This window comes from Marinobacter salexigens, from assembly GCF_002806945.1.
GTDB lineage: Bacteria > Pseudomonadota > Gammaproteobacteria > Pseudomonadales > Oleiphilaceae > Marinobacter > Marinobacter salexigens.
This window is the reverse complement of record NZ_NIHC01000003.1, coordinates 488,822-512,701: the sequence shown is the minus strand read 5'-3', so window position 1 is coordinate 512,701 and position 23,880 is coordinate 488,822. Positions and strand designations below refer to the sequence as shown.

Sequence of the window (23,880 nt, the reverse complement as noted above, 5' to 3'; positions counted from 1 at the left end):
GGGACACACCATGGTCGAGTACACCGAAGTTGGTAAAAAACCGAACCTGATCGGCACTGATGCCCCCCGACCCCAGGACAAAAACCCCAGAGGCGTTGACCGGATCATCGCCATTGCATCAGGCAAGGGCGGCGTCGGGAAATCTACTGTATCGTCAAACCTGGCCGTGGCACTGGCCTCGAAAGGTCTCAAGGTAGGCCTGCTGGATGCTGACATCTACGGCCCCAGCCAACCCCGCATGCTGGGTGTTTCGGGCCGACCTTCAAGCCCGGATGGAAGCACTATTCTGCCACTGAGAAACCACGGGGTTACATTAATGTCTCTGGGCCTGATGACACAGGATGATGAGGCTATTGTCTGGCGCGGCCCCATGCTGATGGGAGCCTTGCAACAGATGATGAACCAGGTGGAGTGGGGGCGCCTCGATGTGTTGCTGGTGGATCTGCCACCAGGTACCGGCGATGTTCAGATGACCCTGAGCCAGAAGTTCTTCGTTGCCGGTGCGGTGGTAGTCTCCACACCTCAGGATATCGCTCTGATGGACGCTCGCAAAGGCATTGATATGTTCCAGCGAATGGACGTGCCGCTGTTCGGGCTAATCGAAAATATGGCCTCGTTCATTTGCGATGGCTGCAATAAAGAGCACCACCCCTTTGGGCACGGGGGCGCCCGAGCCGAAGCCGAGAAACTGGGCGCGCCTTTTCTTGGGGAGATTCCGCTGGATCTGGATATCCGAATTGGTTCAGACGGTGGCGTCCCAATTGTGGTTTCCAAGCCGGACAGCCCCCAGGCTCAGGCTTTCCAGCGCATTGCAGATGAAATTATCACCTCAGATGCATACGCCCGGGCCATCCTATGAACGAATCCCCCCTGTTCCCACCATTACTGACCGGCGAAGTGGTACCCAAGCACACTGACCCCTTTGACAAAGCGGTCAGCAGAGCCATCGCGGGTGTTGATTCAGGCACCATCTTCTATTCTGAAGCTGACGACACCTTGAATGCGGCTCTGGTATTGGCACCGGAAACACCCCTGGAAGATGCCATTCAAGCAGTTTATGTGGCACAAATAGGCCTTGCGGAGAGCCTGGGCGCTCTGGCTCCCCCCGAAGTACCGGTGCACTTTCAATGGCCGGATCGAATCAAGGTCAATGGCGCACTCTGCGGCAACGTCAGGTTCGCAGCAGATGTTTCAGATCCCAAGGCTTATCCAAACTGGCTGGTCATCGGCGTCACTATGCCTTTCACCCAGAAGGCCGGCGAGCCTGGCGAGAATCCGAATGAAACCTGTCTCTACGAAGAAGGCTGTGTTGATATTACACCCATGACGTTGCTGGAAAGCTGGTCCAAGCACACCCTCTTGTGGCTGACCTATTTTATGGACAGTGGTTTTGAACGGGTACACAACGACTGGCGACCGCGCTGCGATACCTTGGGCAAGGTGATCGAAAAGCCTCGGCAGGGTATCTTTGTTGGCCTGGATGAAAAAGGCCGAATGCTTTTGCGTCAGGATGTCATGACCGAGACCTTGAGTTTGATTGAATTCGCGGAGCATGTATGAAGCTGGCCCGAACCCTGCAACTGGATATATCTGACGAAAACGTATTCGAAAAGCCTGCGCCCAGCGGTGAATGGGCAATCTCCGGTGGCTTCGAGTTTTCCAACTGGAGCGAAGCGAACCTGAAGGGGAAAGCCCGCCAGGCATTCAGTAACGGCTGGTACAGCATTGAGTCTGGCGGTCGCGCCAGCTTTGTGGGCGTGTGCAATATTACCGACACGGAGCTGGAGCAAATCCGTACCACCCTGGCTCAGACATTTGTTGATCATTATGGCGCGCCGGACTTCGATGCGGCCTACCCTGTGGCCTGTGACGAGATTGATCAGATGCGTGCTATGTGTGAAGACTTCGAGGAGAACACTCTGCTGATGGTCAGCCGTACCCTGACCGAACTGGGTGTTGAGGAAACCTACCGCTCGCGAGCGCCGCAAGATGCCTCTCTCGAGGCATTTGCGGTTCATGGCAGCGTCGACTGATTACAACCCGAAACTGCCGTAGGGAATAAACCGGACGGGCGTTCCGGGCTCGATTTGCAGAGCACTTTCATCCAGCTCCACCAAACCATCGGACCAAGCCAGGCCAGTTACCCGACCAGAGCCTTCAGAGCCGAATGCTTCAACCTTGCCGTTTCGAATCCGGGCCCGCAGCATCTCGCTGCGGCCAGGCTTTTTATTTTTTGAAAAGTTGGCGGGCAGGAGATAACCCTGAGGCTCGAACCACGCCCCGCCTGCCAGCAACGCCATTGCCGGCGCGCCAAAACGTAGCGTGCACACCCAGGCCGCCACCGGGTTGCCCGGCAAACCCACCACCGGTGTCCCATGGAACATGGCCAGTGCGAGAGGTCTCCCGGGTTTGATGGCAATGCGCCAATTACTGATTTCCCCATGCTCCTTCAGCGTTTCGGAAACACGGTCTTCGTCACCGGCTGACACCCCACCGCTGGTCAGGATCAAATCACACTGTTCCGCTCCTCGCTCCAGCGCTGCTTTCACCTCATCCGGGCGGTCAAGCACATGGCCAAGGTCCACCAACTCATAGCCAAGCTGCGTAACCAGGGCACTCAACATCGGGCGGTTGGCATCGTAGATCTGCCAATCGGTCACCTCTGCTCCTACAGGCTTTACCTCATCTCCAGTAGAAAGAACCCCCACCCGCAGCCGCTCATACACATCCACCGATTCAACCCCCACACTGGCGAGCACAGAAAGCTGGGTCGGGCTCAGCCGCGTACCTGCAGTGAGGATCTTGTCCTGCACCTTGATGTCTTCACCGGCTTTGCGCACATTGGCGCCGGCTTTAAGGGTGCCGTTCAAATGCAGTTGGCCACCCTTGATGTCGCAATCTTCTTCCAGAACGACGGTGTCTGTGCCTGCCGGAACGACCGCACCTGTCAGAATCCGGATGGCGTAGCCTGCGGGTACCCGCTCCCGGTAGGGCTCCCCTGCTGCACTTCGGCCATCAACCAAAGGCAGCACACTTGGCACATCGGTTATAGGGCCAATAAAGGCATAGCCGTCAACCGCGGAGTTATCACTTGGGGGATGGGCTCGGGGCGCATAGACGTCGCTTGCGAGAATACGGCCATTCACCTGAGCCAGAGGAACAGAGCGCTGAACATCAACGACAGGGTGCAAACGCGAGCGCAAACGCTCCAGCGCCTCTTCAACCGGCGTCCAGTTTACGCCGGGGGGGAGTGCAAAACAGTCGTTACGAAGCTTGGTCATGGCTTTTTGTCTTCCGATAGATTGGTATCCGGTAGCTTGATATACGCACCCTACCGCCGATGATTATTCACGATTCAGAATAAAGTCTGTGATGGCGGGTACGTCGTTCAGATCGAGAACAGGCCCCTGAAAATCCGCAGCGTAATCGGCAGCTACCGCTACGATATTGGGGTCGTCTTTATAAAGAGGCGTACCCGTGCTTCCCCGGCGATGTACTTCGATTTTGGGGTGCGCGTTTGTTTTAAACCCCTCCACCACCACCCAGTCACAAGGGCCCAGCCGCTCAAGCAGCGCATCGAGGGTTGGCTCTTTGGATCCCCGGAGCTCATGCATGATGGCGAAGCGCTGACCACCGGCCAGAATGACTTCTTGGGCGCCGGCATCGCGATGTTTATAGCTGTCAGTACCAGGCTGATCCACGTCCACCATGTGGTGGGCATGCTTGACAGAGTTAACCGTTAACCCTCTACTGGTCAGCTCCCGAATCAGTGCACTGGCCAACGTTGTTTTGCCCGAATTCTTCCAGCCCACAATGCCTATAACGTTCACTTTAGATGCCGCTCCGCCCAGGCCAGATCTTCTGGCGTGTTGATGTTAAAAAAATCGCCTTCGTCGAAAATCACCAGTGTTTCGCCCTGGGACTGCGTCCACTGTCGTATTTTTCGTACGCCATCATTTAACGCGGCCCGAAGATCATGCCGCAGCGCAACACGCCAACGCCCAAAGGTAGGTTGAGGCAAGCGGCCACGCTTGGGGTCTGGTGTCGCTGCCAGCACCACAGGGGTATCGTGTTCGGCCAGCCGCTCCGCCAGATCCAGAGGGAAAAACGGGGTATCGGCTGCGACGCTGATCAGCCATTCATAACCCTGCTCAGCTGCCCAATCCATGCCCGCCAGAACACCCGCCAACGGACCTGGAAAATCACCGATCGAGTCGGCAACTACAGGAAGCCCCAGATCATCAAAGCGGCTCAGGTCTCCGTTGGCATTCAAAACCACAGGGCCAACCTGCGGTGAAATCCGATCAATGACTCTTTCGATCAGTGACTGGTTTCCGAGCACCAGGCGCCCCTTGTCGCCTCCGCCCATCCGGTTGGCCTGCCCCCCGGCTAGAATTACGGCACAATCAGTCATGCTTCGCCCCTTTTCGCCGCATTTTCTTGTCTTCATCCGGCACCTGCGACAAGTCCTGATCGAACACCAACCGATGCTCGCCGCTCAGACAGGTGAACTTTTTGCCTCGCATCCGCCCGATGAGGGTCAAACCCACCTGGCGGGCAATATCCACCCCCCAAGCGGTAAAGCCTGACCGACTGATCAGCGTTGGAATCCCCATCAGCGAGGTTTTTATAACCATTTCGGAGGTCAGACGCCCAGTGGTATAAAGAACCTTATCGGCGGCGGCAATGCCATTCAAGTGCATCCAGCCTGCGATCTTGTCGACTGCGTTGTGTCGCCCTACATCTTCCATATAGGCCAGGATTTTTCGACCCTGACACAAAGCCGTACCATGAATAGCGCCGGTTTCCATATACAGGCTGGGCGTATGGTTGATTTGATAGGAGAGATCGTAGAAGGTGCTGGTGTGTACCGGAGTGTCCGGCAGCGACAACCCTTCGAGCCCGGCCATCATGTCGCCAAAAACAGTACCCACGGCGCAACCTGACGTGCGGGTTTTCTTTTCAAGTTTGTCCTCAACATCGGTAATGCCCGCTGTGCGGACCACCACAACTTCAAGCTCTTCGTCGAAATCAATCCCGGTAACCTGATCGCTCTCTTTCAGCATGCCCTGATTCAGCAAAAAGCCAAGCGCCAGGTACTCCGGGTGATCGCCAATGGTCATGGCGGTGACGATTTCCTGGCTGTTCAGGTAAATAGTGAGAGGGCGCTCTTCTATCACACTGATTGATTTACTTTGGCCATTTTCATCAACGCCCTCAACTGCGCGGGACAGCCGAGGGTCTTCAGGGTCGGGAAGTATGAGGTCAATCGTCATGTTTGATATTGCCGCCTCAAGGGCGGCACCGAATGGAGTGTGTTCGGATAATGCCAGAGATTAGCCTATTTGGCATTGGGGAAAAACAGTTGCTGCCCTCCCACTCTGAAGTCGGTAATGGCTTGCTGGCCATCTTCCGACAGTAACCAGTTGTGCCACTTCAAAGCCATCTCGCCCTTGAGGTGCGGGTGTTTTTCCTGGGAGAGCAGCAAACTGCCATACTGGTTAAACAGTACCTTGTCACCCTCAAAAAGCAACTTCAGGTTCTGGCGGTTTCCAAAGGCCACCCAAGTGGCACGATCCGACATCACATAGGCATCCATGGCGGCTGCGGTGTTGAGCGTTGGGCCCATGCCACTGCCCAGTTCGCGGTACCAGTCGCCATCGGGGTCAACGCCCGCGCTCTTCCAGTGCCGCAGTTCAGCTCGGTTAGTGCCGCTGTCATCGCCCCGCGATGCAAACGGTGCCTCAGCCGCCGCAATCGCCGCAAAGGCTTCCTTGGCAGTCTGCGCCTGGCTGATATTGGCAGGATCATCAGCGGGGCCAATCAACACGAAGTCGTTGTACATGACATCCGCACGCTCGGTGGCAAAGCCGTTCTCAACAAAACGCTTCTCACCTGCAGTATCGTGTACTAAAAGGCTATCGGCGTCACCGCGGCGGGCAATTTCAAACGCCTGCCCGGTACCCACGGCCACTACCCGTACCTGAATACCCGTAGTGTCTTCAAACTTCGGTAAAATGGATGCGAATAACCCTGAGTTTTCAGTCGATGTAGTTGATGCAAGGGTAATGTAGTCCTCGGCATAAGCGCCGAGCGATAACCCAATACTGGCGACACCTGCGAGTAGCAGTTTTAGTGATTTCTTCATATTGTTTTCTCCTTGTTATAGTGGAGTCGAGTTACTCGACCAGTTCTCCTGCAATAAACGCTTGCGCCTCTCGCGAGACAGGTTTATCAAAGAATGCCTCTGCAGGCGTGTGCTCCCGCACCTTGCCCCCTGAAAGGAAAAGAATGTCCCCTGCGAGCCGTTTTGCCTGATGCAAATCATGAGTGGTCATGACGACGCGGGTTCCCCGCTGATGAAACTCCTGTACCGCCGCTTCTACCGCCTTGATAGCCGCTGGGTCGAGCGCGGAAGTGGGCTCATCCAGAAACAGTACCTGGGGTGAAAGTACCCAGGCCCGCGCCAATGCCAGGCGCTGTTGTTCACCACCAGAAAGTACCCGGGCAGGGGTGCTGGAACAGGCAGTCAGGCCGAAACGCTCAAGTGCATCATGAGCCAATTTGACGCGATTTTTTCGCGGCACCTTGTTAACCGCCAGTGCATGAACGAGGTTGGCAACGGCAGAGCGGCGCAAGAGCACCGGGTGTTGGAAGACCATTGCCTGACGGGGGCCAGGCCCACCCGACCATGTTATCCGACCCTGAGTCGGTTGAAGCAAACTGTGGGACAAGCGCAGCAAAAGGCTTTTCCCAGCTCCGTTAGGACCCATTACAAATGTGGGGCCTGAGCCCTTGAGCGTGAATGAGCAAGGCCCCAGCAACACCTTGTCTTCGTGCTTGAAAATAACATCCTCAAAGCACAGCTCTGGTGGCGGCGATATGATAAACGACGCGAGACTTGGTACATGGAAGGAGGTCACCCTACCCGCCTCCTGGACAGTTCACTCACCATATAGGCACCGGCATTGATCACCATCACCAGCGTGAGCAGTACCATGCCCAACCCCAATGCCAGTGGCAGATTTCCCTTGCCGGTTTCCAACACGATGGAGGTGGTCATTACCCGGGTAACACCATCAATATTACCACCTACCATCATCACCGCTCCCACTTCGGCGCTGGCGCGACCAAAGCCTGCAAGCAGAACCGTTAAAAGCGCAAAACGTGCATCCCACAAAAGGGTCGGCATCATGCGTGATTTCGACATGCCCAACGAGACAAACTGCTCCCGGTATTCCCCCAAAAGCTCTTCCACCTTCTGCCTCGACAGTGCTGCCAGTATGGGCAATACCAGCACCACCTGCGCCAGTATCATGGCACCCGGAGTGAATAGCAGACCCCATTCCCCCAGCGGGCCCGCACGGGAAAGCAGCAAATACACCATAAGCCCAGCCACCACTGGAGGCAGGCCCATTAGGGCATTGAGCACAACAATCATTCCGCCGCGCCCCGGAAAGCGCCATATCGCCACCGCCGCGCCCAATGGAAAGCCCAACAAGGCTGCTATGAGTACCGCCAGAAGCGAAACCTGAAGTGAAAGCGCCACGATCTGAAAAAGCGAAGCGTCGAGATTTAACAGCAGCGTTAGTGCCACATAAAACGCATTATTTTCCACGACTTCGTCTCCTTGATATTGAGCATCCTCGCGTTTATGTCTACGCTTTGCACAGTCTACTGGAAAATATGCAGTGCAAAACAGGCTTACGCTTTACTCGCCCCACTGGAGAGACAAATGCCCCTCCCCGCTTACCTCACTACGGCTGAAGCTGCCGAATATCTTCGTCTGAAAGAGCGTAAGGTCTACGATCTGGTCAGTCAGGGTGTTATTCCTTGTGTGCGCGTGACAGGTAAACTCCTGTTTCCTCGTCAGCGTCTTGATTTGTGGCTGATGAACCACCTGGAGGGCGACGACACCGTCAGTTCGTCCATCCCCCCGGTTCTGGCCGGCAGCCAGGACCCTCTTCTGGAATGGGCCTTAAAGGAAAGCGGTGCCGAGCTGGCGCTGTTGTGTAAAGGCAGTGGGGACGGCGTACAAAGGCTGGTCGACGGGCGGGCGATGCTTGCAGGCATGCATATCTGGCACGCTGAGAGTCAGAGTTACAACGACCCCAACACCCTGGGTTTGAGCGGAATGCGTGATCTGATACTGATACGCTGGGCAAAACGCCAGCAAGGGCTTCTTCTGGCAGCCAATAATCCCCTTGGCATTACGCGGCTTGGAGATTTCATGAGCCCCGGCATTCGTGTTGCACACCGCCAGCCAGACGCCGGAGTGAGCCACCTGCTGCAGAGCTTACTGACTCGCCACCAGATCGATGCACGGCAAGTGTCATGGACCCCTCACCCCTCACTCAGCGAGGACGATCTGGCTCTGGCTATCCGCCAGGGTGAAGCGGATATTGGAGTGGGAATTGAAGCGGCCGCACGGCGTCAGGGGCTGGCTTTTATCCCCTTGCAACAAGAGCACTTTGACCTGGCGATGCGTCGGCGTCATTATTTTGAGCCGGCGATGCAACGCTTGCTGGCGTTTGCAGGCAGCGAACGTTTCAGAAAGCGTGCAGAAGCACTCGGTGGCTACGACACCAGTGAGCTGGGGAAAGTCGTTTACAACGCTTGAACAGCGGCAATAACAACAAACAGGCATTTTACGATGCGTTCAGTGCAAAAAAAACTGGCGAGGGATGCCAGCGGGGCGCTGGGAGATCTTGGCACCCTGATTCCGCTTGGCCTCGGGGTTATAGGGTTGGCAGGCCTGGCGCCCGTACCGGTACTACTGGGGTTTGCCATATTCTACATCGCAACCGGGCTGTATTACCGCCTGCCAATACCCGTACAGCCCATGAAAGCGGTTGCTGCGCTGCTGCTAACCACTCAGGTGAGCTCCCAAAGCCTGGTAGCCGGTGGTGTTCTTATTGGGGCAATATTATTGATTCTGGGCCTGACCGGATGGATCAATGGAGCTGCCCGCCTGATACCCCGTTCAGTGTTAAGCGGCCTTCAGCTAGGCCTGGGGCTGATGCTGGCCTATATGAGCTTTGGCCTGATGGCCACTTCTTTACCACTGGGTGTTGTCACCCTGGCGTTACTGGGCATCACCCTGAAGTTCTTTCCACATTGGCCGGCTGCTTTGATCGGGCTTATTGCCGCTGTTGCCCTCGGCGCTTTTATGGGCGCCGAGGGGCTCACACTTCCCGAGGCCAGTTTCGCAGTATTCTTTTTACCTGAATTGCCTGAGCTTGGGGATTGGCAGCAGGGGCTCTCGACGCTGGTGCTACCCCAGTTAGCCCTGACGCTAACCAACGCAATCGTTCTGACAGCTCTGGTGGCTGGGGATTACTTCGGCGAGCAATCCCGCCATGTCACACCCGCCCGGTTATCGGTGTCCACCGGCCTGGCCAATCTTATTCTGGTACCCCTTGGCGCCCTGCCCATGTGCCACGGAGCAGGCGGAGTGGCCGCCCATCACCGCTTTGGCGCCAGAACCGGTACCGCACCCGTTCTGCTCGGGACAGGATTGCTCTTCATTGCGTTAATGCCTGGCGGCCTTTCAATGATTGCGGCAATTCCAATGGCAGGGCTCGGAGCCTTGTTGTTCGTGGCTGCAGCGGAGCTTGCCATTTCCAAACGCCTGTGGACAGCAAAACCTTCCTGCTGGCCGGTTATTGCTATTACGGCTTTGGTAACTGTGTGGATTGATCCGTTTTTTGGGCTACTGGCCGGCGCTGCTTCTGAGAAAGTTCGTACGACCCTGCTGCGCAAACGAGAGATTGCCTGAACGAAAAAACCGCCCCGGAACTGTGTTTCGGGGCGGTTTTTTCGTTCAGACAATCAGGATGCAATCAGAGATTGCTATCCAGGAATGCTGCGAGCTGTGACTTCGACAGCGCACCAACTTTAGTCGCATCAACGTTGCCGTTTTTAAACAGCATCAGAGTCGGGATGCCACGGATGTTGAACTTGGGCGGGGTCTGCTCGTTTTCATCGATGTTGAGTTTGCAGACTTTCAGTTTGCCAGCGTATTCGTCGGCAATTTCTTCGAGTACAGGTGCAATCATTTTACATGGGCCACACCACTCCGCCCAGTAATCTACCAGCACAGGTACGTCAGACTGAAGCACGTCCTGTTCGAAGGATGCATCCGTTACGTTTACAATATTTCCGCTCATTTCGATTTCCTGATTCATGCACTACAGCAGGCTTTCGGCAGTAACGCCGCCGTCTGCATATACGTGCTGTTGACTGTTATTAGGGGTGTCGTTGCTCGAAAACACCCTTTCACGCCCATCACTTTAGTGACTACTTTACGCGATTGATCCCGCGTCTGTGAAGCAGTAGATCCACAGGGTTGATTCAATAATCTTGTGACCCCAATCAATTTGACCGCCTTTCCCGCGGTAAGTCGGTCGCGCATTGACTGACATACCCCGGGGTAATCGCTTATAGTAGCCGCAAGCATTTACTACAGGATCCTGATCAACGTGACGGACACCTCTTCCGCCGAAAACTCTGCTACGCCACCAGACATGCTTGCGTCCATTGATATGGGCTCAAACAGTTTTCACATGGTGATTGCCCGCCTCGTACAGGGTGAAATCCGCACCATGGAGCGCATGGGCGAAAAAGTTCAGCTAGGCGACGGCCTTGATTCTGATAACAATTTAACGGAAGAGGCCCAGCAGCGCGGCCTGGACTGTCTGCGGCGGTTTGCCCAACGGCTAAACGGTACACCTCCGGAAGGTGTGCAGATTGTAGGCACCAATGCACTTCGGGTGGCGCGCAACGCCAACCAGTTCATTGCCCGGGCAGAGGAGGCTCTGGGCTACCCTGCAGAGATAATTGCAGGGCGTGAGGAAGCCCGATTGATCTATCTGGGGGTCTCACACACCCTCTCTGATGATGCCGGGCAGCGCCTGGTGATCGATATTGGTGGTGGCAGCACGGAGCTGATTATTGGTGAGCGCTTTGAGCCCCTGGAGCTGGAAAGCCTTCACATGGGCTGCGTGTCTTTTCGAAATCGCTACTTTGCCGACGGTCGGATTACCCGCAAGCAAATGGACAAAGCCATTATTCATGCCGAACAGGAATTGCTGGGCATTCGTCGACGTTTTCGTTCAATCGGCTGGGAAAGCACGGTGGGCTCCTCTGGCTCAATAAAATCCATTTGTAGCGTGCTGGCAACGCTAAAGATCAGTGATGGCACAGTTACCTGGAGTGCTATGGAGGAACTGCGCCGCCGGCTGATAGATATGGGCAGCGTCGAAAAGCTTGGTGACCTGGGGCTTCGCCAGGATCGCCAAAGTATTTTCCCTGCCGGTTTTGCTATTTTGATGGGAGCATTCCAATCCCTGAACATCCAGGAAATGTCTTACACTGATGGAGCTCTCCGTGAAGGTCTTCTTTACGGTATCGCCGGCAGGATCCAACACGAGGATGTCCGAGAGCGCAGCATCTCGGCGTTACAGAAACGGTACCAGGCAGATCAAAAACACGGAGCAGCTGTGGAGGCAACGGCAATTGCCGCATGGGAGCAGATTGCAGAACATTGGGGGCTAACCTCGTCTTCAGACGAAGAAACACTGCGCTGGGCTTGCCGTCTCCACGAAATTGGCCTTGCCATATCACACAGCCAGTACCACAAACACGGGGCCTATCTACTTCGATATTCAGATCTGGCAGGTTTTACTCAACAAGCCCAACAGGAACTGGCCATTCTCGTTCGCGGTCATCGCCGAAAACTCAGCTCATCCATATTTGACGGGGTCGAGCCAGGCGATCTGCAGCGCCTCCGTCACCTGTGCATCCTGGTGCGACTGGCTGTGCTGATTCAGCACTCCCGAAATCTTGAGCCGCCACCCGACTTCACACTAGAGCCACGAGAAAACGGCCTTTTACTGTCGTTTCCCAATGGCTGGTTTGACAAGCGCCCACTTACCTACGCCGACCTGAAAAACGAGCAGGACTATCTCGCCAAACAAAACTTCGTGCTTGAACTGGCAGGAGGCTGACAGGACCATCACTCCCGTCACCCCGCCAGCTCTTCTTCCATGGCCTCTACAGTCTCGCTGACATCCAGCCATTCTGTTTCAATATCCTCAAGCTTCCCCTTGGCCTCAGCCTGTTTGGCCAGCAACTCTTTCAGGCGGGTTTTAGATTCATCGCTATACACCGCGGGGTCGGATAATTCTGCCTCCAAGGCACTCAAAACTTCGTTGAGTGACTCCATCTGCTTTTCCAGTGCTGCCTGGCGCTTGCGAAAGGGGCTAAGCTTTTGTCGTAGCGCTGCCTCAGCACGCTTGCGAGCTTTCCGGTCTTCAGCGCTTTCGCCCACAGCAGCACCCGCTTCCGCGGCGTCTCCGGTGAGTGCAGCGCCAGCGGGTTGGCGTTTTGGTGCTTCGGCATCGTCCTTTCGACGGTCCGCCAGCCAGGCCTCATAGTCTTCGAGGTCGCCTTGGTATTCCACAACGCAGCCATCATTCACCAGCCAGAACTCGTCAACGGTGTTGCGCAACAGGTGTCTGTCGTGGGACACCACCACAATGGCACCTTCAAAGTTCTGCAGCGCCATGGTCAGAGCTTGGCGCATTTCCAGATCAAGGTGGTTCGTGGGCTCATCCAGCAAAAGCAGGTTAGGTTTTTGCCATGCAATAACTGCCAAGGCAACCCGGGCCTTCTCTCCACCAGAGAAGGAGCGGATGGGACTCAGTGCTTCATCTCCGTGAAAGTCGAAACCACCCAGAAAGTTGCGAATACTCTGTTCGGACGCTCGCGGCGACAAGCGCTGCAAATGCAAGAAAGGGCTGGCGTCCAGATCCAGGGATTCCAACTGATGCTGGGCAAAGTAGCCTATAGCCAGGTGTTCGCCACAGGTGCGTTCACCAGATAGCAAGGTACTTGCCACTCCCTGCTCACCCTGCCCCAACAATGCATCCATCAAGGTGGACTTACCGGCGCCATTTGGCCCCAGAAGGCCGATGCGACTGCCCGGAAGCAGGGTCAGATTAATGTTACTGAGTACGGTAGTGTCACCATGACCTGCCTGCCCATGCCTTATGGAGAGTAGCGGGTTGGAGACTTTGTCTGCCATAGGGAATTCGAAGCTGAATGGCGAATCTATATGAGCTGGCGCTATCTTCTCCATTCGCTCAAGGGATTTCACCCGGCTTTGTGCTTGCCTGGCTTTCGTAGCCTTGGCTTTGAAGCGATCAATAAAGCGCTGGATTTCCGCTATTCTCGCCTGCTGTCGTTCGAAACCTGCCTGCTGCTGAGCGAGTCTTTCGCTACGCTGAACCTCAAAGGCAGAATAATTTCCGGTATAAAGCTCCAGCTTACGCTGATCAAAATGCACCACGTGGGTGGCCACCCGATCCATGAAGTCTCTATCGTGAGAGATAAACAGCAGAGTACCCTCATAGCGACGCAACCAGTTTTCCAACCAGAGGCAGGCATCCAGATCCAGGTGGTTAGTAGGCTCATCCAGCAGCAGAAGATCTGAAGGTCGCATCAGCGCCTGAGCGAGATTGAGTCGAATGCGCCACCCGCCGGAAAATGCGGATACGGGCCGGTCCGCATCCCCATCCTGAAACCCGAGACCACGTAACAAGGACTCTGCTCGCCGGGCCGCAGACCAAGCCTCATGCATGTCCAGTTCACCGTGTATGTGGGCAACAGCGTTATCGTCGCCTTTGGCTTCAGCTTGCTCAAGCTCTCGCTCAAGCCGGCGCAGATCAATGTCTCCATCAAGAACAAAGTCCCTCGCGCTACGCCCGGTTGCCTTAACTTCCTGCGCCATGTGCGCGATACGGCAGCCGCCAGGGAGTGACACGCTCCCCTGCTCGGGCGCCAGTTGGCCCAGCAACAGCTGAAAAAGACTGGATTTTCCGGCACCATTGGCGCCGACAATTGCCACTCGCTGGCCATATTGCACCGTTAGGGCGACTGAATCTAGCAACCAGACGCCGCCCCGTTGTAAACTGAGATCGGTTATCGTTAACATGTTGTCATATAATCAACGTGAAATGGTCAGGGACGGTTCAACGCTCATGCCAGCCAGCTTGCAAACCACCTCGGGTTTACCTTTGAAAACCATGGTGTTGCCGGCTGACTTGGAGCCAGACAACCCCCTTTGGCATTTCGCTCTTGAGTTTTGGCAGCACACAGCGGCGCAAAAAACTTGCCTGACCCTACAAAATGAGGGCTGGAGCGTAACACGAATTTTATGTGCGGGATGGCTTGCACTCAACGGCAGAGCATACACCGGAATCGAACACCCTACCGTAACAGAGTGGCGCGATCGTGTAACCGGCAGCTTGCGTGCCATTCGCACGTCGGTACCCAAGGCGCAGACTGCATACAATGGTCTGCGCACACACCTGGCCAGCCTTGAGCTGGAGGCGGAGCGCATTGAGCTTGCTCTGGCCTGGCGTAGTTTTACAGCCCCAAAACCGGAATCACGTAATATGCACGTATGTGAAGAGCTCATCCAGTCCAATCTTGCTGCTGCAGCGCCGGCGCCTGATGCAATTCCGGGCGTGAAACTGCTTCTACTTACCCTGGGTGATACTATTTCTGCCTTTCAATCGGGAGACTCACAGCCATGCTGATCAAATGGCTTGTCCGGCTCGCTTTCCCGGCCCTTGGCCTGTTAATGCTCCTTATCTTCTTCGGTCTGAATGACGCAGAACAAGTCTCCGAGCCTGTCGCTACAGAAGCACAGCCTGAAATGCCTGCATTTGAAGGGCTGGTTCCACCCCCAATTCCGATTGAAGGCCCGGACATTGTCTTCAAATGGCAGGATACCGACGGTAACTGGCACTATGCGGACCAACCACCGGAACAGGGGCCATGGAATACACTTGCCATAGAGAGAACCGACAAGCCAAGACCACCTGCAAAGCTTTCAAATCCTGAGACCGACTGGCAGTCTCCCTACAGCGCCCCCTTCTCGCTTAGCCCTGGCGCCCGAAGCAATGAAAGTTGACGACCTGCTCGCCAGCCAGAAGTCATCTGTAGCGCCTTAACAGATGTTCAGTGGAATCTGAGCTCTGAACCCGTTACCTTTCCTCCTCTGACAAACGCAAAGCCTGGGCCTCTCAGCCCACCCCTGATAATCGAAAAGGATTCAGCAATGAAAAAAACGCTACTTGCACTGGCGATAACCGGCATGGTTGCCGGCTGCTCTACTCCACCTGAAACTCCGATGGACCCCAATCTGGACTCGACCGATCAGAAGGTCAGCTATGGTATGGGTCTGGTGTTAGGTGAGCGCATGGGTAACGACCTGCCAAACCTGCAAATGGATCAGTTCCTTCAGGGCATTCAGCATGGCCATGCTGGCGATGAAGAAGCCAAACGTATGAGCCGCGAAGAAATACAGCAAGCTCTGATGGAATACCAACAGTCGCTGCAGGAAGAGCAAAGCAAGCAGATTGAAGAGCTGGCCCAGAAAAACCTCGACGCTGGCGAAGCCTTCCTTGAAGAGAACGCCGAGCGTGCCGGTGTCGTAATGACCGATTCCGGCCTGCAGTATGAGGTTCTGGAAGAAGGCACTGGCGCACAGCCAGGTGCCACCGATATGGTCCAGGTGCACTACACGGGCGAGCTGCTCTCCGGAGAAGTTTTTGACAGTTCCCGCGAACGCGGCGCACCGGTAACTTTTGGCCTGAATCAAGTTATTCCGGGCTGGACTGAAGGCCTTCAACTCATGAGCGAGGGTGCCCGCTACAAATTGTATATCCCTTCTGACCTGGCCTATGGCCCTGGCGGCAATCGCTCAATTGGCCCCAACGAGACCCTGGTATTCGATGTGGAGTTACTTGCCATCAACCCGACTGCAAACGAAGAAGACTCTGCGACCGAGTAATCCGGAAAAACCGCATCAGCTTGCCTGAAGCAATAAAAAACCTCAGAGCGCTTTCGCTACTGAGGTTTTTTTGTGCTCACGTTTGGCAGGCTATCCAGCTCAGGCTGACTCCACTTTATCTGCATGTGCGCTGTGGAGGTGCTTTATCAGAAAATCCTCCATCTCAAAGCGGCTTTCCAGCGTTTCACCAAGATGAGAAAGCTGGTCGAACAATGCTGCAACGTCTTCCTCGGACAACTCGCCCTGCCCCAGCTGATCGTTAAAATTGAGCGCCACCTCTGTGGTTTTCTCAATACGAGGGTATACCTTGGCAGCCAGCTCCAGCCCGCCGTCGTTAAACTCCCGCGCTTCTCTTACCAGTTGCTCGTAGATTTCAAAATGACCGGTAGAAACATAGTCCAACAGGGCCTCACATAGCCGGTCGAGCTTTTGCTTCAAGGCTTCTGTTTGCGAAAAGTCGCTTTCTCCCGATAAATCGCAGTAATGAACCAACAGTTCCTGTCGATCCTTTAGCCAGCGATCGATCAGTTCACTGACACCGCCCCAGCGCTCCCTGGCATTTCGGCAATTCTCCAACATAACGCCTGCTCTCCGCTTGAAAATCCTGCTATTCAGCCGTGACCCTAATACCGATTAAGCCCGAATCAAGTTACCCTATGCTGGCTGCCGGTCGCAACCGTTTCAATCTGAAAACCAACTTTTAGTGTTTCCCCGGTGGAAGAGCATCGCCAGTCCCAGAATAACCAGAAGTACAAAAAACACAGCGCTCCAGCCCGGGATACTCAAACCAAGAAAGCGCCAAACTACAGCAGCACAATCTCCCGTCCCTTTGAGCGCGGTCATTAACACTTCGCCAAGTGGCAAAACTTCAAGCATATAGTCTACAGAGGGGCCGCAGGCAGGCGCCTGATCGGCTGGCAGGCTCTGCAACCATAACTGGCGCCCAGCCACTCCCAGCCCGGCACCGGCGGTGATGGCCAGCAGCAACCCATACACTCGCGCCCCCAATTCTCTGGGGCCATGCAAAGCGGCCAGAAGACTCACCAGGCCAACACCCATAAAGCCAAAGCGCTGCAGCCAACACAATGGACAAGGTTCAAGCCCCATTACATACTCCATGTAAAAGGCCACACCCAGCAATCCGGCGCAGACAACAAAAACCAATGCAAATATTGCTCTTACCTTCACAAAGTTTCCTCGGTTTTCCACAAATGCGTTGCCCGGCCTGCTACTCTCAGTTTATCCGGCAGGGTTACTGCTAATTTTTGCAACTAAACCTTAAACCATCACGAACCGCAAGCTTATGACACACCAACCTAAATTCGTTTTGATCAGTCTTTTCCTGCTGCTTTCATCACTTCCTGCTGCCTGGGCAGAAGATGCCGAGAGCACAGACGGGGAAACAGCAGAAAAACAAGGTATCACCGATTATATTGCCATGGAACCGGCCTTCGTAACTCACGTTGGCACACCTGGTGGCAAACTGACCTATCTGAAAGCTGCAGTCAGCCTGAGAGCTTCACAGAAAACCACACGCTCGGCAGTAGAAGGCCACATGCCCAGATTACGCCACGAACTTGTGATGTTATTTGGTGAACAAACGGATACAGCCAAATTGACCACAATGGAAGGTCAGCAGGCGTTGCGTGAAGAAGCGAAATCAAGAATTAACGGCGTACTTGAAGAGCAGAAAACCGGCGAATCAATCACCGGAGTTCTGTTTACGGAATTCGTCGTGCAGAAATAGCGCAGAAATATTACAAGATAAACACAACAGCGTCGCAAATGACCTCTTTCAGGCAATCCGTGAGTAAAAATCCATGTCCTTGATGGCCTTTTCTTCCCGGATTGCCTCGACAGCATCGTCCCAGCCAGCCTCCCAGGCGGCTACCACGACTTCACCACGATAAGGACAGCGAGTTTTATCCATATTCATGGCCGCTGCCATGTTTCCTTGACGATAGGCCTTATTCAACGCCTCTACATCCCAGCCCAGTTTTATATCCCTTGCCATGCCACATCTCCCTTTAGCTGATGCTAACGAACTTAGCACCAGCGTCACAAAGTGACAATTTTTTGTTCAGCAATCTGTGAAGCAGGCCCACTGATCATAAAAACAGTCAAAAACGCCTGCTGCCATGATACTTGCTCACACTTCCTCAGGAGCGCAAATACTGCTCAAGAAAATCCTCAAATGCCAAAGTATCGGCCGCTTCAATCCGCTTCTGCTCTGCCAATGAATCCGTAGCAGCAGCAACGTAGGATTCTTTCACACTGGCATCCATAGTTTCTGACCGCAGGGCATCCTGATGCTTCAGGGCCATATCCATAGCCCAGTCTCTATGTCCAAGCCCAGAGGCCTGCATGGAATCAATAACCCGATCAGAAGGCACCTGGCTATCCCCTGTCAGAACCCCTCGCTGGGTTGACAGCGCTTTGCGGTATACCTCCCCTCCACTCAATCCGTCCAGAACCTCTGCCAAGGGCTCAAGTCCGTCCAGTATAGCGGTGGCCGCCTCACCGATGGGGGTGCGTTTACCGTTACGGGCAAACGTCAGTTCGCGATTTCGGCCTTCGGCAACCACATCTTTGAAGTAGTCATCAAGCAGGCTGCACTCAGCATCACCGATTCTCGGAGACTCTGACAGCAGGCAGTCGAAAAGGAAGAGATCAAGGAAGTCGACCTGAGCCTCGCTGACCCCTACAGGGGAGAAAGGATCCAGGTCCAGACAGCGCACCTCAATGTATTCAACACCACGGGACTCAAGCGCATGAATCGGCTTCTCTCCGCTTTTGGCTGTGCGCTTGGGTCGAATCGCACTGTAGTACTCATTTTCAATTTGCAGCACGTTGGTATTGATCTGGATAAATTCACCATCACGCTTTGTGCCGATCGCATCATAGGCTGGCCAATTCGTATGAATGGCTCTATCCAAAGTCTGGGTATAAGTGCTGAGTTTGTTGAAGCAGATATTCAGCGACGACTGGGCATTGTTGTGATAGCCAAGGTCACCCATGCGCAACGACGTTGCATGATCACCAAACCAGCTGCGATCATCAAGACGACTGAGATCGTGCTGAACACCATCCACAAAGCTCGCATCAAGTGCCGGCGAGGCGCCGAACAGCAGCATCAACATCCAGCTGCGGCGACGGAAATTACGAATGAGCCAAAAATACTGATCGGACTTGAAGTCCTTCATGCTTTGTTGGTCACCCAAGGCGCGCTGCCAGGTCTCCCAGAAGCTGTCGGGCAAAGAAAGGTTGTAATGCGTACCGGCTATGCTTTGCATCATACGCCCATACCGGACCGCCAGCCCCTGACGGTATACATGCCTGAGCCGACCTACGTTGGACGACCCATATCCCGCAATAGGGATACTCGCATCACCATTCAACTCGCAGGGCATACTGGCCGGCCAGAAAACCTCATCCCCCAGGTTTTGTTGCACGAATCGATGGGTGTTGCGTAAAGACTCCATCATTTCGGCCGTGCTGCTGCACACTGGCGTTATCAGCTCCAGAAGTGCTTCGGAATAGTCTGTCGTGATAGATGAATGCGTCAGCGCAGAGCCCAAGGCTTCCGGATGCGGGGTCTGAGCAATAAAACCATTGCGGTCAACGCGCAAACCTTCTTTCTCTACACCCTTCAGAAACCCGTTCCAGTCGCTTGCTGCAAGCTGGCGAAAAAGAGAATGCCGGGACTCGGCCATGATTGACTCCTGCTTCAGCCGGTTATGCCTTATGGGCAGTGCCGGCTGTTGGAATTAGTTGAAATCGCTTAGCGTTTGTCTTTGCGGGCGGATGCAAATGCCTGTGCCAGAGCCCCCGCCATAGCACCCCGGTCAGCGCCCTTGTTCTGACCCTGGGGCTTCGGTTTGCCTGTTGGCTGCCCACCACGGTTATCGGCCGCTCTGCCGGAAGCCGTCCGTTTTGAATCCGTTTTTTCGCCTGGCTGGTCGTCCATTCGCATGGATAACGCAATCCGTTTGCGGGGAATATCCACGTCCATTACCTTGACCTTCACAATATCCCCGGCCTTGACGACTTCCCGAGGGTCTTTGATAAAGGTATGGGAAAGCGCAGAGATATGCACCAGCCCGTCCTGGTGAACGCCGATGTCTACAAAGGCGCCAAAATTGGTCACGTTGGTAACCGAGCCTTCCAGGACCATCCCAGGCTTCAGATCGCTCAGGGTTTCCACGCCTTCTTCAAAGCTTGCGGAACGGAATTCCGGGCGCGGATCGCGGCCTGGCTTTTCGAGCTCGGAGAGAATATCCCGAATGGTCGGCACACCGAACTGATCTGTTACGTAGTCCTGGGGATTCAGACCACGCAGAAACGCTGAGTCGCCCACAATATTTTCAACTTTACGGCTGCTCTTTGCTGCGATGCTCTCAACCACCCCGTAGGCTTCCGGGTGCACCGATGAGCGATCCAGCGGGTTCTCCCCACTGGCAATGCGCAAAAAGCCGGCGGCCTGCTCAAATGTACGTGCGCCCAACCGGGGCACTTTCAACAATTGCTTGCGGTTGCGGAACATGCCGTTCTGGTTGCGGTATTCGATGATGTTCTGGGCGATGGTCTGATTGAGGCCCGACACCCTCGCCAACAAAGGCGCAGAGGCCGTGTTCAAATCAACACCGACACCATTCACGCAGTCCTCAACAACGGCATCCAGGCTACGGGAGAGCTGAACCTGGGAAACATCGTGCTGATACTGGCCAACGCCAATGGACTTGGGTTCAATTTTCACCAGTTCGGCCAGTGGGTCCTGCAAACGGCGGGCAATGGAAACCGCACCGCGAACGGTCACATCCAGATCTGGCAATTCCTTGGACGCAAACTCGGAAGCGGAATAAATCGACGCCCCGGACTCACTCACAACTATCCGTGCCAGCTTGAGCTCCGGATAGCGCTTGCAGAGATCGCCCACCAACTTTTCGGTCTCGCGGGAGGCTGTGCCATTACCGATGGCCACCAGCTCAATTTTGTATTCACGGCACCAGGCTGCGAGTTTTTCGATGGAGCTGTCCCACTGGTTTTTAGGCGCGTGGGGAAAGATGGCGCCATGCCCTGCTACCTGGCCCGTGCCGTCAATGATGGCCACCTTCACGCCAGTGCGCAGTCCGGGATCCAGCCCCAGAGTCGGGCGCGGCCCGGCGGGCGCCAGCAGCAGCAGGTCTTTCAGGTTGGCTGCAAATACGTTGATGGCTTCGGTTTCAGCAGCTTCACGTACCTGGGCCATGAGATCTGTCTCGATCTGCGTCGACAGCTTTACCCGCCACGTCCAGCGCACCACTTCTGACAACCATTTATCGGCGGCACGGCCGCTATCCCGAATGTTCCAGTGCGCGGCAATGCGTTGCTCTGCAGGATGCGGCTGGCGACGATCGTCGCTCTCATCAGCCACAATCAGGGTATAAGCAAGAATACCTTCGTTACGACCCCGCAAAATCGCCAGAGCCCGGTGCGAAGGCACTTTCTTCAAGGGCTCTACGTGATCGAAGTAATCCCGGAACTTGGCACCTTCGTTTTCCTTGCCTTCAATCACGGTGACTTTCAACTGCCCCTGCTGCCAGATGAAGTCCCGCAGTGCACCCAGGAGCTCCGCATCTTCCGCGAAGCGCTCCATCAGGATAAAGCGGGCGCCGTCGAGGGCAGCTTTGGTGTCTGCAACGCCAGCATCGGCGTTGATATAGCCTTCCGCTGTGGCTTCCGGCTCCAGTGTCGGGTCGCCATATAGTGCGTCAGCCAGAGGCTCCAGCCCCGCCTCCCGGGCAATCTGGGCCTTGGTGCGGCGCTTTGGCTTATAAGGAAGGTACAGATCTTCCAGCCGGTTCTTGGCATCCGCACTTTCTATGCTGGCACGCAACTCGTCGGTCAGCTTGCCTTGTTCTTCAATGGTCTTGAGGATGGTGCTGCGTCGGTCTTCCAGTTCCCGGAGATAGCGCAGTCGCTCTTCAAGCGACCGCAGTTGACTGTCATCCAGAGAGCCGGTCACCTCTTTACGGTAACGGGCTATAAACGGAACGGTGGAACCTTCGTCCAGCAGGGCGATGGTGGCATTAACCTGTTGCTCGCGTACGCCAAGTTCGTCGGCAATGCGACTGGAGATACTGTTCATGCAACCTCTGTGATGCGTTTCTGATAAAGCAGCAAAGGTACAGCGGCTTACAGTTGCAGGCAAGCGGACTCGCCCCGCTTGTTCATGAATTGTACAAGGTCGGCCCAGGGCATGGGGCGTGCATAGAAATAACCCTGGATCTCATCACAGTGCTGCTGACGCAGAAATTCAAGCTGACTTTCAGTCTCCACACCTTCGGCTACCACACTGATTTGGAGGCTGTGGGCCAAGCTGATGATCGCGCGGATAATGTGCTCCGCATCGGCAGACTTTCCAAGTGCCTGTACAAACGACTTGTCGATTTTAACCAGTGAAATTGGCAGGTGCTGGAGGTTACTGAGGGAGGAAAAGCCCGTACCAAAATCATCCAGCGCAAAACTGATACCCAGCTGGTTGAGTTCCCGTAAGCAGCGTTGCGCGTATTCCGGATCGTGCATCATGGCACTTTCAGTCAGCTCCAGTTCCAGCAGGCTGGTATCAACATTTGCGTTGAAGATGATGCGGAATATGGTTTCCGTCATCTTGCGATCGTGAAACTGGCGGAATGAAAGGTTGACCGCAAACACCAGCCCGGGGTACCCGATCTCCGCAGACTCCTGCAGGCGCTTACAGGCCTGTTCTATCACCCAATAGCCAATAGGAACGATCAATCCACTGCGCTCAGCCACGGGAATGAATTCATCCGGCCCCACCAGCCCACGCTCCGGGTGATTCCAGCGCAACAGGCATTCAACACCTCGCACCTCATTACTGGCCAGATCGATTCTTGGCTGATAATAAAGCTCCAGCTCATTACCTCTGAGCGCATTGCGAAGATCCGCTTCCAGTCGGAGCTGATACCCGGCTGAAATGTGCAGTTGGCGGTCGTAGAAGCGGTAACTGCTGCCCGGATCCCGCTTGGCCTCAAACATCGCCCGATTTGCCCGGCGCATAAGGTTCTCGGGGCTGTCTCCGGATTCCGGATAGGTGGCGACACCCAAGCTGGCGCTGACAACCACACTCTGGCTATTAATCGTTAGGGGCTCATCGAGGACCTGAACAATTTTGCGAATAATCTGGGTCACATCCAGCGTGTCTTCCATTTTTTCAACAATAATGGCAAGTTCGTCCCCGCCTATGCGCATCAGGGAGTCCACGCGACGCAGCGCCTGCCGAACCTTGGCCGCGATTTTGATCATCAACTGATCGCCTTGCTGGTAACCAAAGGACTCATTAATACTGCGGAAATCGTCGATATTGAGATGCAAGAGCGCCAGCCGATGCCTCCCCCGCTGAGCTCTGTGCAACGCTTGCTGCAACCTGTCAAAGAACAAATCCCGGTTAATGAACCCACTTGCGATCCCTCGGCCCAAAAGGCTATGGGCCGAATTTGCCAACTGCTCCCGATACCAAAGGCACTTTACTGCCCGGCGCAAGCTCCAGGAATCAAGTTCCTGTCGACTCAAATAATCGGACGCACCACCGGAAAGCAAGCCTTCCGCGCGTTCACGGGGCGCTTCAGCGCCCAATGCCAAGACAGGGCGGTCGCCACTGGCCACAGCAAGGTACTGCAAAAACGCGGTCTCCGAACCACCATGAAACGCACAGTCCCACACCACAATATCGAACTTCGCGTTGCGGATAAGATCGTCACACTCCACAAGCTCCGGGCACCAGGTTGAATCTGCTGTAAATTCCGGGTCATCCGCGAGCAGCGCATTGAGCCATAGAAAATCGGTATAATCCGGTGTCAAAACGAGAAGGCGGAGTTGGTCGTGCTCGACGGTTTCCAAGGGTAATATCATTGATCCAAAGTCCGTGGGTGCGTGTGCAACAAAACTGCTCTATTAAAAGGATAGCTGATGGATCGGCAAGGTACAGCAAGTCTGGCTGGTGTAGACTAATGTCCTGA

General features: G+C 55.0%; 25 protein-coding genes. 10 read left to right on the top strand and 15 right to left on the bottom strand.

From position 1 onward, the window contains the following. The first annotated feature begins 10 nt into the window (after nt 1–10). From CDH47_RS07310 to CDH47_RS07300, 3 genes are read left to right on the top strand one after another with little or no spacing between them, the layout of a single operon-like run. On the top strand, nt 11–859 hold the full coding sequence (locus CDH47_RS07310) for an Mrp/NBP35 family ATP-binding protein (protein WP_100639189.1): 849 nt from the start codon (nt 11–13) through the stop codon (nt 857–859). Further along, nucleotides 856–1,560: a biotin/lipoate--protein ligase family protein gene (locus CDH47_RS07305; RefSeq protein ID WP_100639188.1), complete on the top strand. Its 705-nt coding sequence runs from the start codon at nt 856–858 to the stop codon at nt 1,558–1,560. Before CDH47_RS07310 ends, CDH47_RS07305 begins: the two co-directional genes overlap by 4 nt. After that, on the top strand, nt 1,557–2,033 hold the full coding sequence (locus CDH47_RS07300; protein WP_100639187.1) for a DUF6505 family protein: 477 nt from the start codon (nt 1,557–1,559) through the stop codon (nt 2,031–2,033). Before CDH47_RS07305 ends, CDH47_RS07300 begins: the two co-directional genes overlap by 4 nt. On the opposite strand, the gene CDH47_RS07295 is transcribed toward CDH47_RS07300, so the two are convergent. From CDH47_RS07295 to CDH47_RS07265, 7 genes are all read right to left on the bottom strand, one after another. Continuing rightward, entirely contained in the window at nt 2,034–3,281 is a 1,248-nt protein-coding gene (locus CDH47_RS07295; RefSeq protein ID WP_100639186.1) for a molybdopterin-binding protein, read from the bottom strand. Nucleotides 3,282–3,344: 63 nt separating this feature from the next. Beyond that, a complete protein-coding gene (mobB, locus tag CDH47_RS07290; RefSeq protein WP_100639185.1) occupies nt 3,345–3,830 on the bottom strand; it encodes a molybdopterin-guanine dinucleotide biosynthesis protein B in 486 nt (161 codons plus the stop codon). Then, a complete protein-coding gene (gene mobA, locus CDH47_RS07285) occupies nt 3,827–4,414 on the bottom strand; it encodes a molybdenum cofactor guanylyltransferase MobA (protein ID WP_100639184.1) in 588 nt (195 codons plus the stop codon). The genes mobB and mobA overlap by 4 nt, the downstream gene beginning before the upstream one ends. Further along, nucleotides 4,407–5,276 (bottom strand): formate dehydrogenase accessory sulfurtransferase FdhD, encoded by an 870-nt coding sequence (locus CDH47_RS07280; protein ID WP_100639183.1) that lies wholly within the window; start codon nt 5,274–5,276, stop codon nt 4,407–4,409. The genes mobA and CDH47_RS07280 overlap by 8 nt, the downstream gene beginning before the upstream one ends. A gap of 65 nt (nt 5,277–5,341) precedes the next feature. Beyond that, a complete protein-coding gene (locus tag CDH47_RS07275) occupies nt 5,342–6,148 on the bottom strand; it encodes an ABC transporter substrate-binding protein (RefSeq protein WP_100639182.1) in 807 nt (268 codons plus the stop codon). 31 nt (nt 6,149–6,179) lie between these two features. Continuing rightward, on the bottom strand, nt 6,180–6,923 hold the full coding sequence (locus CDH47_RS07270; protein ID WP_100639181.1) for an ATP-binding cassette domain-containing protein: 744 nt from the start codon (nt 6,921–6,923) through the stop codon (nt 6,180–6,182). Continuing rightward, nucleotides 6,920–7,618, bottom strand: a complete 699-nt coding sequence (locus tag CDH47_RS07265) for an ABC transporter permease (protein ID WP_100639180.1) — start codon at nt 7,616–7,618, stop codon at nt 6,920–6,922. Before CDH47_RS07265 ends, CDH47_RS07270 begins: the two co-directional genes overlap by 4 nt. A gap of 117 nt (nt 7,619–7,735) precedes the next feature. Here CDH47_RS07265 and CDH47_RS07260 point away from each other — a divergent pair, with 117 nt between their 5' ends. Both CDH47_RS07260 and CDH47_RS07255 read left to right on the top strand, forming a co-directional pair. Next, the gene (locus tag CDH47_RS07260) at nt 7,736–8,620 is read left to right on the top strand and encodes a substrate-binding domain-containing protein (RefSeq protein WP_100639179.1); all 885 of its coding nucleotides are present in this window, start codon (nt 7,736–7,738) and stop codon (nt 8,618–8,620) included. Nucleotides 8,621–8,653: 33 nt separating this feature from the next. Then, a complete protein-coding gene (locus CDH47_RS07255; RefSeq protein WP_100639178.1) occupies nt 8,654–9,778 on the top strand; it encodes a putative sulfate/molybdate transporter in 1,125 nt (374 codons plus the stop codon). Nucleotides 9,779–9,842: 64 nt separating this feature from the next. Here the strand turns inward: CDH47_RS07255 and trxA are convergent, their stop codons facing one another. Next, on the bottom strand, nt 9,843–10,169 hold the full coding sequence (gene trxA / locus CDH47_RS07250) for a thioredoxin TrxA (protein WP_100639177.1): 327 nt from the start codon (nt 10,167–10,169) through the stop codon (nt 9,843–9,845). Between the two features lie 357 nt (nt 10,170–10,526). On the opposite strand from trxA, the gene ppx reads away from it, so the two are divergent. Continuing rightward, on the top strand, nt 10,527–12,008 hold the full coding sequence (gene ppx, locus CDH47_RS07245; protein ID WP_420843669.1) for an exopolyphosphatase: 1,482 nt from the start codon (nt 10,527–10,529) through the stop codon (nt 12,006–12,008). 17 nt (nt 12,009–12,025) lie between these two features. Here the strand turns inward: ppx and CDH47_RS07240 are convergent, their stop codons facing one another. Then, nucleotides 12,026–13,996 carry an ATP-binding cassette domain-containing protein gene (locus CDH47_RS07240; protein ID WP_193601592.1) on the bottom strand — a complete coding sequence of 657 codons (1,971 nt, stop codon included), beginning with the start codon at nt 13,994–13,996 and terminating at the stop codon, nt 12,026–12,028. A gap of 46 nt (nt 13,997–14,042) precedes the next feature. Here CDH47_RS07240 and CDH47_RS07235 point away from each other — a divergent pair, with 46 nt between their 5' ends. From CDH47_RS07235 to CDH47_RS07225, 3 genes are all read left to right on the top strand, one after another. Further along, nucleotides 14,043–14,603 carry a DUF2390 domain-containing protein gene (locus CDH47_RS07235; protein ID WP_100639174.1) on the top strand — a complete coding sequence of 187 codons (561 nt, stop codon included), beginning with the start codon at nt 14,043–14,045 and terminating at the stop codon, nt 14,601–14,603. After that, nucleotides 14,597–14,980 (top strand): DUF4124 domain-containing protein, encoded by a 384-nt coding sequence (locus CDH47_RS07230; protein ID WP_100639173.1) that lies wholly within the window; start codon nt 14,597–14,599, stop codon nt 14,978–14,980. The genes CDH47_RS07235 and CDH47_RS07230 overlap by 7 nt, the downstream gene beginning before the upstream one ends. A gap of 147 nt (nt 14,981–15,127) precedes the next feature. Continuing rightward, nucleotides 15,128–15,862, top strand: a complete 735-nt coding sequence (locus tag CDH47_RS07225) for a BamJ family beta-barrel-assembly machinery protein (protein WP_100639172.1) — start codon at nt 15,128–15,130, stop codon at nt 15,860–15,862. 99 nt (nt 15,863–15,961) lie between these two features. On the opposite strand, the gene rsd is transcribed toward CDH47_RS07225, so the two are convergent. Together rsd and CDH47_RS07215 are read right to left on the bottom strand one after the other, a co-directional pair. Beyond that, on the bottom strand, nt 15,962–16,441 hold the full coding sequence (rsd, locus tag CDH47_RS07220; RefSeq protein WP_100639171.1) for a sigma D regulator: 480 nt from the start codon (nt 16,439–16,441) through the stop codon (nt 15,962–15,964). Between the two features lie 102 nt (nt 16,442–16,543). After that, a complete protein-coding gene (locus tag CDH47_RS07215; protein ID WP_100639345.1) occupies nt 16,544–17,050 on the bottom strand; it encodes a disulfide bond formation protein B in 507 nt (168 codons plus the stop codon). Nucleotides 17,051–17,165: 115 nt separating this feature from the next. On the opposite strand from CDH47_RS07215, the gene CDH47_RS07210 reads away from it, so the two are divergent. After that, entirely contained in the window at nt 17,166–17,609 is a 444-nt protein-coding gene (locus CDH47_RS07210; protein ID WP_100639170.1) for a flagellar basal body-associated FliL family protein, read from the top strand. Between the two features lie 48 nt (nt 17,610–17,657). On the opposite strand, the gene rmf is transcribed toward CDH47_RS07210, so the two are convergent. The 4 genes from rmf to CDH47_RS07190 all read right to left on the bottom strand — a co-directional run bounded on the left by rmf (nt 17,658) and on the right by CDH47_RS07190 (nt 23,773). Next, on the bottom strand, nt 17,658–17,876 hold the full coding sequence (gene rmf / locus CDH47_RS07205; protein ID WP_100639169.1) for a ribosome modulation factor: 219 nt from the start codon (nt 17,874–17,876) through the stop codon (nt 17,658–17,660). A 145-nt stretch (nt 17,877–18,021) separates the two neighbouring features. Continuing rightward, complete coding sequence (gene gshA, locus CDH47_RS07200) at nt 18,022–19,575, bottom strand: glutamate--cysteine ligase (RefSeq protein WP_100639168.1); 1,554 nt, start codon at nt 19,573–19,575, stop codon at nt 18,022–18,024. A gap of 68 nt (nt 19,576–19,643) precedes the next feature. Further along, nucleotides 19,644–21,989: a Tex family protein gene (locus tag CDH47_RS07195; protein WP_100639167.1), complete on the bottom strand. Its 2,346-nt coding sequence runs from the start codon at nt 21,987–21,989 to the stop codon at nt 19,644–19,646. Nucleotides 21,990–22,036: 47 nt separating this feature from the next. Next, a complete protein-coding gene (locus CDH47_RS07190) occupies nt 22,037–23,773 on the bottom strand; it encodes a putative bifunctional diguanylate cyclase/phosphodiesterase (protein WP_100639166.1) in 1,737 nt (578 codons plus the stop codon). Between the last annotated feature and the right edge of the window lie 107 nt (nt 23,774–23,880).

Coding starts and splice junctions, on each gene's coding strand:
- CDH47_RS07225 (WP_100639172.1), top strand. CDS start 15,128: ATGAAAAAAACGCTACTTGCACTGGCGATAACCGGCATGGTTGCCGGC.
- CDH47_RS07275 (WP_100639182.1), bottom strand. CDS start 6,148: ATGAAGAAATCACTAAAACTGCTACTCGCAGGTGTCGCCAGTATTGGG.
- CDH47_RS07300 (WP_100639187.1), top strand. CDS start 1,557: ATGAAGCTGGCCCGAACCCTGCAACTGGATATATCTGACGAAAACGTA.
- CDH47_RS07235 (WP_100639174.1), top strand. CDS start 14,043: ATGCCAGCCAGCTTGCAAACCACCTCGGGTTTACCTTTGAAAACCATG.
- rmf (WP_100639169.1), bottom strand. CDS start 17,876: ATGGCAAGGGATATAAAACTGGGCTGGGATGTAGAGGCGTTGAATAAG.
- ppx (WP_420843669.1), top strand. CDS start 10,527: ATGCTTGCGTCCATTGATATGGGCTCAAACAGTTTTCACATGGTGATT.
- CDH47_RS07305 (WP_100639188.1), top strand. CDS start 856: ATGAACGAATCCCCCCTGTTCCCACCATTACTGACCGGCGAAGTGGTA.
- CDH47_RS07210 (WP_100639170.1), top strand. CDS start 17,166: ATGACACACCAACCTAAATTCGTTTTGATCAGTCTTTTCCTGCTGCTT.
- rsd (WP_100639171.1), bottom strand. CDS start 16,441: ATGTTGGAGAATTGCCGAAATGCCAGGGAGCGCTGGGGCGGTGTCAGT.
- CDH47_RS07310 (WP_100639189.1), top strand. CDS start 11: ATGGTCGAGTACACCGAAGTTGGTAAAAAACCGAACCTGATCGGCACT.
- CDH47_RS07260 (WP_100639179.1), top strand. CDS start 7,736: ATGCCCCTCCCCGCTTACCTCACTACGGCTGAAGCTGCCGAATATCTT.
- CDH47_RS07195 (WP_100639167.1), bottom strand. CDS start 21,989: ATGAACAGTATCTCCAGTCGCATTGCCGACGAACTTGGCGTACGCGAG.
- gshA (WP_100639168.1), bottom strand. CDS start 19,575: ATGGCCGAGTCCCGGCATTCTCTTTTTCGCCAGCTTGCAGCAAGCGAC.
- CDH47_RS07240 (WP_193601592.1), bottom strand. CDS start 13,996: ATGTTAACGATAACCGATCTCAGTTTACAACGGGGCGGCGTCTGGTTG.
- CDH47_RS07295 (WP_100639186.1), bottom strand. CDS start 3,281: ATGACCAAGCTTCGTAACGACTGTTTTGCACTCCCCCCCGGCGTAAAC.
- trxA (WP_100639177.1), bottom strand. CDS start 10,169: ATGAGCGGAAATATTGTAAACGTAACGGATGCATCCTTCGAACAGGAC.
- CDH47_RS07230 (WP_100639173.1), top strand. CDS start 14,597: ATGCTGATCAAATGGCTTGTCCGGCTCGCTTTCCCGGCCCTTGGCCTG.
- CDH47_RS07255 (WP_100639178.1), top strand. CDS start 8,654: ATGCGTTCAGTGCAAAAAAAACTGGCGAGGGATGCCAGCGGGGCGCTG.
- CDH47_RS07190 (WP_100639166.1), bottom strand. CDS start 23,773: ATGATATTACCCTTGGAAACCGTCGAGCACGACCAACTCCGCCTTCTC.
- CDH47_RS07280 (WP_100639183.1), bottom strand. CDS start 5,276: ATGACGATTGACCTCATACTTCCCGACCCTGAAGACCCTCGGCTGTCC.
- mobA (WP_100639184.1), bottom strand. CDS start 4,414: ATGACTGATTGTGCCGTAATTCTAGCCGGGGGGCAGGCCAACCGGATG.